We start from the raw sequence: 9,857 nt of genomic DNA on the forward strand, positions 1-9,857 counted from the left end.
TCAATTTAAAACAATGTCGCTAAATACAAGGAAATTGTCGTCATATAACAAGGAAATTGTCGTCATATAACAAGGAAATTGTCGTCATATAACAAGGAAATTGTCGTCATATAGGCTCTGTATGCCTTGCTCTGTGCGGGTTTCAACCTGTCTAAAAGCATTAAAAGCTATTAAAAGCTATTAAAAGCCTTTTTTCTTTTTTTAAATCTAATTTTTAGTTTGTTTTTCACGATAGTAAAAATCACTTATAAATTCACTTTAGTCTTCTATTAAGGTACGAAGCACACGACCAAACAAGCCCGGTTTTCTCCCTGGTGACTTTCTTTCAGTAATCAAAACTTTTTCTTCTGGCTGACCCCTGTCATTACACTCTATTGCTTGCCCTGTCTGAACTGTATCGTTTTTCTGTATCGAACTTTGTTCGGGCTGTTCGGTAAAAGCGCTGGCAGGGGAGGGGTTTTTCATAGTGATAAGAAGCTTGTAATCATCGAAATCCTTTCTGATATTGGCTATTTCAGCCTTATAGAATTGTTCTCGTTCCTGTGCTTGTTTTAGTTGTTCTCTAAGTATTTCCACTACAGTTTCGGACTGTTCCATTCTTATTGTGTCGGACTTGTTCGCTACAGGTTTCTTATGTTTGGCATTCCCGAATACTCGAACCATATCTGAAGGATCTATTCTTTTTATTCCCTCATCATCTATCTGGGCTGTGATAGTTCCTTTCTCAAGTGCTCTATATATTCTGGATCGTGTGACATTGAATTGCTTTGCAGCATCCACAATGGTTAGTAGGTTCATTAAGTTAGCCCAATTTCTTCTGATTTTGGCCTATCTTCGCAATATCTGGGGCATTCTGTAAAACAATTTTTTGATTAACATAATCTCTGTTATTTAGCATTTTCGGCTTGGCAACACATTATATGGGTAATGTGTTCCCAGATTTAACATAATCCCTGATCTCAGCAATTCAACTCTAAAAATAGGGCTTATTTTTTGCCCATTTAACATAAGATTCATTATACGAAACGTTTTTAGGTATATTTTTGAAATTTAAAAAGTGATGTTAAAGGTGTTAAAAAGTTAACTAAAAAAGTTAAAGAAAAAACGCTGAAAGCCTTACGCTGCTTCAAAATCGGTTTTCCCTATATGTTAAAAAGTTAACTTTTGCTGAAAATGAAAATTTTTTTATAAGTGAGTAATTGGCGGGTGTCCGCTATCTACTTTCTACCGAAGACAGACATTCCCCCATGGCTTTCTTTCTGTGATTTAACCTTGTGACATTCAGGGCATAAGCTTTGTAGGTTTGATTCATCGTCTGTGCCACCCTGAGCAACGTTAATGATGTGATCAAGCTCTAGCTTCATGGTTGTGATACCACAATGTAAGCATGTCCAGTGATCGCGTGTGTGGATCTTCTCCTTCAATCTTCTCCATGGTCTTCCACCTCTGCCACTTCCCCAGCGTTTCGGCTGGGGTTGTGCTGTTGATTGGGCTGGCTTGGTCTTGATTACCTGAAGCCTTGGCTTGAGTGTTGGTAGTCTGGCCATACTTAGTTTAAGCCACCAGATAAAAGAAACTCTTTAGGTTCTTCAATGTGATCAAGCCACTGAGCTGTATGCTCTTCTATTGTCTGAACAGAATCAGGGGCATAGTTCGATCCCTTCTTCATATCCTCACCTATCTGGATGATTGCCTGCTTTAGCTGTGGCCCATCTATCGCACCTGTGCTTACCAGGTGTCTTAGGATTCGACCTATATAATGCGTATCAACTTGCCTGCGCAATGTGTTGTTAAAACATTCATTCTCTAACTTGCGTAAACGTTCTTCTAATTCCATATTGCTACCCTTTTACCCTTCTTAGTTCGTTATATATAAATCCACCCTGACGGGTTTCACGGCGGAGAATTACCATCATTGCAGCATCCATACCTTGTGCTATTGCCTTCTGGCCTTTGGTGTCTATCTGTGCACCACTATCTGTAAAGGTGATGTGCTGTGTGATCTGTATGTTGCTATCACTACCACTTGGTTTTACATCTATCCTAGGAATCTTAGGATTAAATGCTGGAATAGGATCAACCAGACCACCTTCTGAGAATCCATTTTTAATGTTTCCTCGAAGTAATTCAAAGCCTGCTGGACCACCCAAAGCCCTGATTTCTTCCTGATTTAATACGCCTTCTCCCTTGTGTACAATCCCTGCCGGCTCATATTTTCCACCGTATCCAGTGAAACCACCATCTGCAAAGCCTACTGGTTGAGCTGCTTGGAGTAATGAAACAAAGGTCCCCGATTCAACCGCTGCCAGTGCTGCTGCTCCTGCCTTCTGCCATACAGTACCAGGCTCGTTTGCATAAGCATCAGAAGCAGCTTTCCAAACGTTCATCCCTGCCTGAGATAAGGCAAATGCTCTTTGAGCAAAATACAATGCTCTGTATGCAGATGATGAGCTGTCGACCAACCCCATGAGAGCACCAGCAAACTCGGATCCATACTGAGCACCGTAATTCATCTGTAAGGCTAGTTTTTGTCGCTGAAAGTCTTCTTCAGTTATGAGCATCTGTTTACGAGCTTCAGCTAATAGATCTATGTCCTGTTGGTATGGTGAGTCTTTCTCATCAAACCTGTCCTGATATTCTCCCCAAACATTTTCACGTTCTGCATTCTGCTCAATGCCTTGCTGAAGATTCACTTCCTTAATTTTTGCTTCTTTCATTTCAGGAGAGTAAGCAGCTGTATTCAGAATCTCCTTTCTAACTACATCGTAATATTCCCGGGCATAGTCTCCAGCTGTCATGTACATCCGCTTTGTCTCAAGTAGCTCTTTTTCCTGTGCTAGTTTGAGAGCTGTATATCCACCTTCGTAGATTTCCTTTAATGCCTGAAGCTTGATTTCCTTCTGTTGAGCTGTAAGTTCCTTGTCTGCGCGGATTGACTGCTGATCCAAGCTGTATTTGTACCGGAATGCCTCATCTTCAGTTAATCGATGTTGTGACACATCCCAGGCAAATTGAAGTTCCTTGAGTTTGATTTCTTCGGCTGTAAGTTCTTTTGCTTGCTTAGATATAGCCTCGTTCGCCTGTCTGGCTGCCTTGGCTCTTCCTTCTGTTGCTTTTGCTGCTTTATTTTCCTTATCAATAACATCCTGTAAGCCTGTTGCTGTTGAAGCATTGCGCTGCTGAATCTCTCTGATACCGCGAAGCTGTTTCGCTTTTTCAGAAGTCCCGCCAGCCCACATCTTATCTAAACGATCAGCTGCACCCATAACGGTTTCATGCATATCACCTTTTATCTCGGAAGTTAGTGCTGCAATTTCACCTCGCGCTTCGTATGCCGCCTTTGCTAAGCCCAATGGATTCATTTCATACCAATCCATCTCATTCCAGACCGCACCACCAATGGCCGCCATACCACCCAGAGCCTTGCCTGTAAGTTGGATCGCAGTAACAGTCCCAATTGCAACGGATGCCAAACCTTTTAATGTCTTTGCAACCCCATCAGCAACCTCTTCAAACTGTAAACCCTGCTCACTGCCCCCTAAAAATGCCTCCGCAATATCCACAAAAGCAGGGATAACTGCACTAACCAGCTGGTTTTTTGCCCCCTGGAACTGCAGATCAAGCATGAACATTTGATCTTTAAGCGCCAAGGCTGCTTCTTTGGTCTGGTCTGTCATGATAAGGCCGGCACGTTCTGCCATGTCACCATAGAGCTTCATGCCTTCGCCACCGTTCGCCAGTAGTGGGTAAAGGTCTGTCATGTCAGAGGCCATAGACTCAAGGTAGAAGGACATTTCTTGCTGACTTACACCCGCATCTTCCAGCTTATCAACATACATCTGCAATGCTTCTGGACCTGAGAGCTTTTGCATTTCCAGAATCAGACTTTTAGCCTCTTTTGCACCGCCTTTCATGTCTCCAGATAACTTGTCGAAAAAGTCCTTTCCTCCACCTGCTCCTACTGCTGTCAGCTCCCCCATTTTTTCATTGAAGTCTTTCATCATGTCTGAGAGCTTGTCACCCTCAATACCCATGGCACTGGCACCTACGGCCATCTTCTGAAATTCTTGTGTGGTAGTGTTCGCTCTGTTCGCGAATATTTCGAGTTCTGCTGCCTGATTGGCTGTTGACGCTGCTAAGGACCCCAATGCCATTGCTGCACTGCCTGCAATGCCTGCAATCGCCATTCCGTACGTGTTCGCATGGACGCGCATTTTATCGAAGCTGTTTTTTGTCTGCTTCTCTGCCTCTTGCATAGGGCCGACAAAATTTCCAATCTTTGTGACCAGGTCGAGTGTTAGCGCCCCGAGTTTTGTAGCCATAGATTCCTCCTTAAGAAAAAAGAGGCTATAAAGCCCCTTTCTCTATATTCCAGCCCTATTAACCTTCTACCGGATTAGCTACTGTCACCTTCACAATTGCACCTTCAATGAAGTTTGCAAACGATGCTCGTAGCTCAACGCGGATTCGAGTTAAGTTCTGATCCATAAGCGTAATATCATCAATTTTGATTGTGAGCTGCTCACGGTCAAGGACTGCGATTTGCTCCATGTCTAGGACATAGGCTTCATCACGCGGACAAGCTGCACTTTCGATAATTCGTAGCGTCCACATATCTGATAAGCCAGGCAAGCCATTACTTGATAGAACATAACCGCCACCATCTTGTTTCACCCCTACCATCTGTTGCAGGGTTACCGGATTCACCAGCACAACACTTGGCTGCAATCCCGCTTCTTTGGCTTCTGCTCGCGCCTCACCGATTGCATCAACCAGTAAAGTCCCTGCTTCAGCTTCATGCGCTTTCGCGTGTTTTGCAAAGCCCTCAATCTTAGTGCCAGTACCATCGCCGTGAACAATTTCACGCTCTAGCTTCTGCAACACACCACCACCCAAGAGGGAGATAATTGTGGCCTGTAAGCTGTTGTTATCTGCAATCACCTGATTCGATACGATTGTGGTCACTGCAATTGTGCGATGCGTTACTGATTTCGCTTCGGTTGGGATTGTCTGTTCAGCCTTGGTTTCCCCTTCCTGAGTCTGGTAGTCAGCTGCATTTTCATATGTCGACTTTAATTTCACATATTCATACGATGCACTTGATACCGGAATCACTCGCAAAGCATCAAGCAATGTCACCGGCTTCTTAATGAAGCGGATAGGATCTGGGTCACGCTGTGTCTGTGTACCATAGTCTGTTGATCCAGCCACACCTAAACCAGAGTTTGTAAGCGCCTTGATTTCAAAATCACTTGTCACCGTAGCGGCACTGGCTTGCTTGTCGCGGTATGCCTTTACCTGCTCAGATTCAACAATTTTTTTAAGTGCTTTATTACCTGACTTTTCTTCGAATGAACCACCACCAGGACGACGGGCAGCTTTTTGCTCTAATTCCAGAACAACGGCTTTTAGGTCAGTTGTATCACTCTTAATAGCATCAACCTGGTTTTTAAACTCTTTGGCTAAAATTTCAATCTGAGATAGATCTGTCATTTCTTTTCACCTTCAAACATTTCTTTAATTTCGCGTAAACGAGCATTCACATACAAAGCAGCATCCATAAGGGCATTAATCTGTGCCTGTTTTTTTATGACATTTTCACGCTCTCGCGCTTCACGCTTTAACTGCCTGATCTCGTTTTCCATTGAATGTGAGGCGCTCTGAAGTGCTAACAGAATCTCTCCGCTATGCTCATCAAAAAACTTCACCTTTGCAGCATCTAATCGTCTTTTTTTCTGCACTCTTAGGCTGCTTTTATTCGCCTGATTCACTCAAGCCCCCTAAATTCTTTTATTCGTAACTTGTTACCAACATTAGTCACTATTTCGCACAATGTCAAACTTTTAGTTATTAATAATAAATTTACTTATTCTATTTAGTTATGTATTATTGAGTTGAGACATAGCCCGTTTCAAACCCGGTGTCGTTGCCTAGGCGATGCTGGGTTACTTTTTTTTATTAATTACCGTTTGACCCATAATAAAAAGTTTTATATAGTGAATTATCTAAACATTTTTATAGGATTGATGTCCTCTAAATATCCGTCTTTTAAGTGTTTTGAGCAGTAGAAATTGATTTTGTGCAAATAAAAAAGCCCCAACTCGCAGTAGGGGCTTTTTTATGAGTTTTGGAATTAGGATCTATTCCTCAGGGCTTTGAGTGTCCATTTCCTGCTTCAGCTTTTGTTTGGTCCATTCACTAAAATCTAAACTGTTGGCATACTCCAGTAGATCCGCCTCAGTCTCTGTATTAAATGAAACTGGTTTAATCTTTCTTTTTGTCTCGTATCTTTCCCGGGCTGTTTCTAATTTCTTGGTATTCAAATTGAATTCCTGATTACTTCATTTCAGAGCTTTATAGCCCTTCCTGTATTCTTGCTCAAGTTATTTTCTTCACCATACTTGCTGGCTTCTTCTTTATGATAGTGAAGGCGCTCATCAAGAAGGTACTCGAGCATCTGCAAATGGCGCTTAAACTTATTAAAATGAACATCAATAGAGCACTCGCTCACCCCATACTGATTCTTTAAAGTTTGCTGAACTTCCTTAATATCCTGCTCAAGATCCGCAATCCCCCCAAGTGCCCAATCAAGGTCTGAACTCGCGACCTCATGAGCCCAGCTAATATCCGCAGCACTATATGGTTTAACTTCTACCTTCATTTGAGCGCCCATAATTTTTCCCTCTTATCCTTGTTAGATTATTCTCTTAATTTATCGTATATACGATAGTGATACAAGAGGGAACTGATATATTTTTACGTCCTCAATTTGAGGATATAGGTATCCCGAAATTTTGGGAGATCCACATGCTCCTCAAAAAAGAGGAGCTTCACACTTTCAGATTTTAAATCCACATTTAGGATGCTGAATTAACTTAGCCGTCCAAGTGGTAGAGCTAGTCACTTGGTCAGGTTTTAAATGTGAGCAAGTTTGCTCATATCCCCCAATGGGGTGAATGCTTCCGATCCGTCCGCCATTGGCGGTTATACCTGATCCGCTACTACACTTTAAATGTAGTGAAAAGATTTCCTCCAAATGAGGGAAACTTATTGTTTTCAAAGCAAAGCGCAAAATTGCGTTCAGTGCACATTCACACTGTGTGGGGGGTGATTTTGTCTTTGCTGGGGTAATTATTAGGAACCGGCCTGCTACTCACATTTTAATTCTCTTGGGATTTTAAGCGTTGTGCGCGCGCGTACGTGAATACATGAAGGTGAAGCTATGGTCAAGATGACCACACCTGGTTGTTTTTAAAGGTTAATCCAAATCTGGATGATCGAAGTTATTGAATATTTTTAACTTTCACCATTGGAGTAAGTTGACCGTACGAAAGTTTCGTAGTTAATTCACAATGAAAGCTTTTAAGCGAGTGTCTACGAGCTGACACAATGGAAGAATGACTATTTCCCCCTCTGATTACGCTTTTGCTTTTTGCTGCATATAAACTCTAGAAGGTATTAGCTATAAAAAAGGAAAACCACACTTTGTGGGCGTGGTTATAGTTATAAAACTATTATTCTCCCTTGAATTACTTTGATTAATTTTGATATATCTTTGATTAACTTTGATATACCTTGATATAGAGCGTGTTTTTAATGAAAATCATATACTTAATAAAAAACACATCAATCAACTCTAATCTTGTTTAATAGAAAAAGTACTTCTTGATCGTAGTCTTTCTGTCGCAAAAATCCAGCTTTTGATGCGCCAACTTTGGTTCTATATGTCATCTTATAACCCCGTTGGATATGAATATTCTCATACTTGGCTGGTAGAATTGCTACTGTTGCTCCTGGCATAGAGGCAATGGAGTCAGCATCATATAAAAATGTGTTTGTTTTTGTTTCTGCTATGGCTTGAATCTCTCTCAAAAATTGAATCTGCTTTGATTTCTCTAACTCACAAATAACATCTAAATCATCAGGCGATTCAAAAGTACCACGACACGCAAATGCACATTGTTGAATTAAACCAAGTCTGACAAGGTTGCAATAAAATCCCCAGACGCCTGTATGCTCACTATCACCATCATCTGAGCTTTCACAAAAATAAAATGGGTTCTCATAGTCATCAGATTGAGGCTGTCCAAAATTATAAAACTCACTTTTGAATTTTGCAGAAAGTCCCGTTTCATCACCAGCATCACTGTAGACTTTTAGTAGTCCACCCTCATTATAATCTGACTCTATAAAACAACCTAAGTTTCCATTTAATGTGCTTGATACCAACTTCAAATCTATACAATCAAGGAATTTGTCTTGAAAAGCGTATAAGCGAATGAATAAATATAAAAGATTAGGGTTCTGACGATTCACTAATCTCTTAAGTGGCGAATCTTCACCACTAACTCCAGTCACAACACCACTGGGGATATAGATATTATCCTGATTGCTTTCTTTTTTTGGATCATTTTTAAATACTAACTTATAAACTGGGAACTTGTTTTTTTGCGCTGCCTTGCTGATTTCAATAAAGCCATAAGCCGCCAATCTATCAATGCTTTTTGTGGCTGGTCTTGGTGATATTCCAGCATGTGAATAAACTGCGCCAGCACTCCACGAAGTTGTTTTATGATCTGCACCTGTTCCACACGCTAAGACTAAATAAGCTGCCATATCAGCAATGGATATTTTTTCAGCCTTTTGCAACAAAAATAATTTATCCCATTTTTCACTGCTGACAACAAAAAAACCTTTCTGCCCAAGTGTGCTGGATTTCTTCACACTCTCTGTTTTTACTGCTTGATTCATTAGCCCATTTCCTAAATCAATTAGTTATTAAATCCTAAACGTCTTAAATCGTCCGCCCACTTCACCAGATTTCTAGGATCAACCAGCATATCGATTAATCTTCTTTCCAGATCCTCGTAACTCTCCCCAACCTCACCCATACGACCAGCAAATTGATCGTCACGCGCTAACTTCTTCGCAAAAAGTAATATCTGCTTGTCTGTCATACTGGTGAACATATCAATTGTATTTTGATCTTTTGAAACTTTCTTTTCTTTAGGTGGCTGGTTCTTTAATTTAAATTTGAAATCGATGCCTGTAATTGTTCGACCAGATTTATGCTGTGCGTATTCCGCTTTAATGTCTGTGAACTCATTAATCTGTTTAATGGCTGGCTCCAAAACACGGGCCTTAAAGTCACTCATTCTTTTGTATTCAGAATCTTCAATCCCTAGCTTAAAACGCAAGTCATTAATGTCCAGCACCGGTGTTTTACCAATGCTTTTCCATGAAATAAGAATCTCATACATTCGGATCGCGTATTTGCTTGTTAGCTGCTGCACCTGCTTCAGTTGGTAGCTCGTAAAGTGCTGCTCGAGTCTAGTAATAAGCGGGACAACGTCTGGAGCAAAAGTTATCTGAAGAACACCCATAGAATCAATGTATGCGATTCTGCTCACCCATCTTGATTTAACGACAATTTCCTTGTTGTCATCTGTTTGTTCTTTAAAGGAAAACTGCCTATTAAATAGATTGTGAACAGCGCTCTTTAATGCCTCATAAGCTGTTTCGTTGGTTACATCGAATCTATCTGCATAATCCTTGGCATGTATGCTTAATTTGCTTTCAGCCGTAATGCCTTGCCCTGTGGATCTTGCCTGAACAATAGCCAGTAAGATCAATCTTTGTTCTGCCACTTCTAAATTATAGGAAGCGTTTATTAATGAATTATCTTTTACAACTAAATCAGCACCCATTTTGAACAATTCCAATTCACCCCAATTCAAATACAATATATATCAATGTCTTTATACAGTCAATTTAAAACAATGTCGCTAAATACAAGGAAATTGTCGTCATATAACAAGGAAATTGTCGTCATATAACAAGGAAATTGTCGTCATATA

10 protein-coding genes are annotated in these 9,857 nt (G+C 40.8%); all 10 read right to left on the bottom strand.

Annotated elements, in window-relative coordinates:
* Positions 1 to 258: 258 nt before the first annotated feature.
* A complete protein-coding gene (locus NI468_RS15390; protein ID WP_253102537.1) occupies positions 259 to 798 on the bottom strand; it encodes a plasmid replication DNA-binding protein in 540 nt (179 codons plus the stop codon).
* Positions 799 to 1,217: 419 nt separating this feature from the next.
* Positions 1,218 to 1,547, bottom strand: coding sequence for an HNH endonuclease (locus NI468_RS15395; protein WP_253102539.1), 330 nt, complete (start codon positions 1,545 to 1,547; stop codon positions 1,218 to 1,220).
* A gap of 2 nt (positions 1,548 to 1,549) precedes the next feature.
* The gene (locus NI468_RS15400; protein WP_253102541.1) at positions 1,550 to 1,837 is read right to left on the bottom strand and encodes a hypothetical protein; all 288 of its coding nucleotides are present in this window, start codon (positions 1,835 to 1,837) and stop codon (positions 1,550 to 1,552) included.
* A gap of 4 nt (positions 1,838 to 1,841) precedes the next feature.
* Positions 1,842 to 4,322: a hypothetical protein gene (locus tag NI468_RS15405; RefSeq protein WP_253102543.1), complete on the bottom strand. Its 2,481-nt coding sequence runs from the start codon at positions 4,320 to 4,322 to the stop codon at positions 1,842 to 1,844.
* A 58-nt stretch (positions 4,323 to 4,380) separates the two neighbouring features.
* A complete protein-coding gene (locus NI468_RS15410; protein WP_253102545.1) occupies positions 4,381 to 5,493 on the bottom strand; it encodes a phage major capsid protein in 1,113 nt (370 codons plus the stop codon).
* Positions 5,490 to 5,771, bottom strand: coding sequence for a hypothetical protein (locus tag NI468_RS15415; RefSeq protein WP_253102547.1), 282 nt, complete (start codon positions 5,769 to 5,771; stop codon positions 5,490 to 5,492). Before NI468_RS15415 ends, NI468_RS15410 begins: the two co-directional genes overlap by 4 nt.
* 369 nt (positions 5,772 to 6,140) lie before the next feature.
* Positions 6,141 to 6,323, bottom strand: a complete 183-nt coding sequence (locus NI468_RS15420; protein WP_253102549.1) for a hypothetical protein — start codon at positions 6,321 to 6,323, stop codon at positions 6,141 to 6,143.
* Between the two features lie 23 nt (positions 6,324 to 6,346).
* Positions 6,347 to 6,673 carry a hypothetical protein gene (locus NI468_RS15425; RefSeq protein ID WP_253102551.1) on the bottom strand — a complete coding sequence of 109 codons (327 nt, stop codon included), beginning with the start codon at positions 6,671 to 6,673 and terminating at the stop codon, positions 6,347 to 6,349.
* Positions 6,674 to 7,626: 953 nt separating this feature from the next.
* Complete coding sequence (locus NI468_RS15430; protein ID WP_253102553.1) at positions 7,627 to 8,751, bottom strand: hypothetical protein; 1,125 nt, start codon at positions 8,749 to 8,751, stop codon at positions 7,627 to 7,629.
* A gap of 20 nt (positions 8,752 to 8,771) precedes the next feature.
* The gene (gene repM, locus NI468_RS15435) at positions 8,772 to 9,707 is read right to left on the bottom strand and encodes a replication initiation protein RepM (protein WP_253102555.1); all 936 of its coding nucleotides are present in this window, start codon (positions 9,705 to 9,707) and stop codon (positions 8,772 to 8,774) included.
* Positions 9,708 to 9,857: the final 150 nt, after the last annotated feature.

The organism is Acinetobacter lwoffii (assembly GCF_024129355.1).
Taxonomy (GTDB): Bacteria; Pseudomonadota; Gammaproteobacteria; order Pseudomonadales; family Moraxellaceae; genus Acinetobacter; species Acinetobacter lwoffii_I.

Bases quoted from the DNA above. Each gene is read 5' to 3' on its own strand.
- NI468_RS15390 (WP_253102537.1), bottom strand. From the start codon at position 798: ATGAACCTACTAACCATTGTGGATGCTGCAAAGCAATTCAATGTCACA.
- NI468_RS15425 (WP_253102551.1), bottom strand. From the start codon at position 6,673: ATGGGCGCTCAAATGAAGGTAGAAGTTAAACCATATAGTGCTGCGGAT.
- NI468_RS15400 (WP_253102541.1), bottom strand. From the start codon at position 1,837: ATGGAATTAGAAGAACGTTTACGCAAGTTAGAGAATGAATGTTTTAAC.
- NI468_RS15405 (WP_253102543.1), bottom strand. From the start codon at position 4,322: ATGGCTACAAAACTCGGGGCGCTAACACTCGACCTGGTCACAAAGATT.
- NI468_RS15430 (WP_253102553.1), bottom strand. From the start codon at position 8,751: ATGAATCAAGCAGTAAAAACAGAGAGTGTGAAGAAATCCAGCACACTT.
- repM (WP_253102555.1), bottom strand. From the start codon at position 9,707: ATGGGTGCTGATTTAGTTGTAAAAGATAATTCATTAATAAACGCTTCC.
- NI468_RS15395 (WP_253102539.1), bottom strand. From the start codon at position 1,547: ATGGCCAGACTACCAACACTCAAGCCAAGGCTTCAGGTAATCAAGACC.
- NI468_RS15410 (WP_253102545.1), bottom strand. From the start codon at position 5,493: ATGACAGATCTATCTCAGATTGAAATTTTAGCCAAAGAGTTTAAAAAC.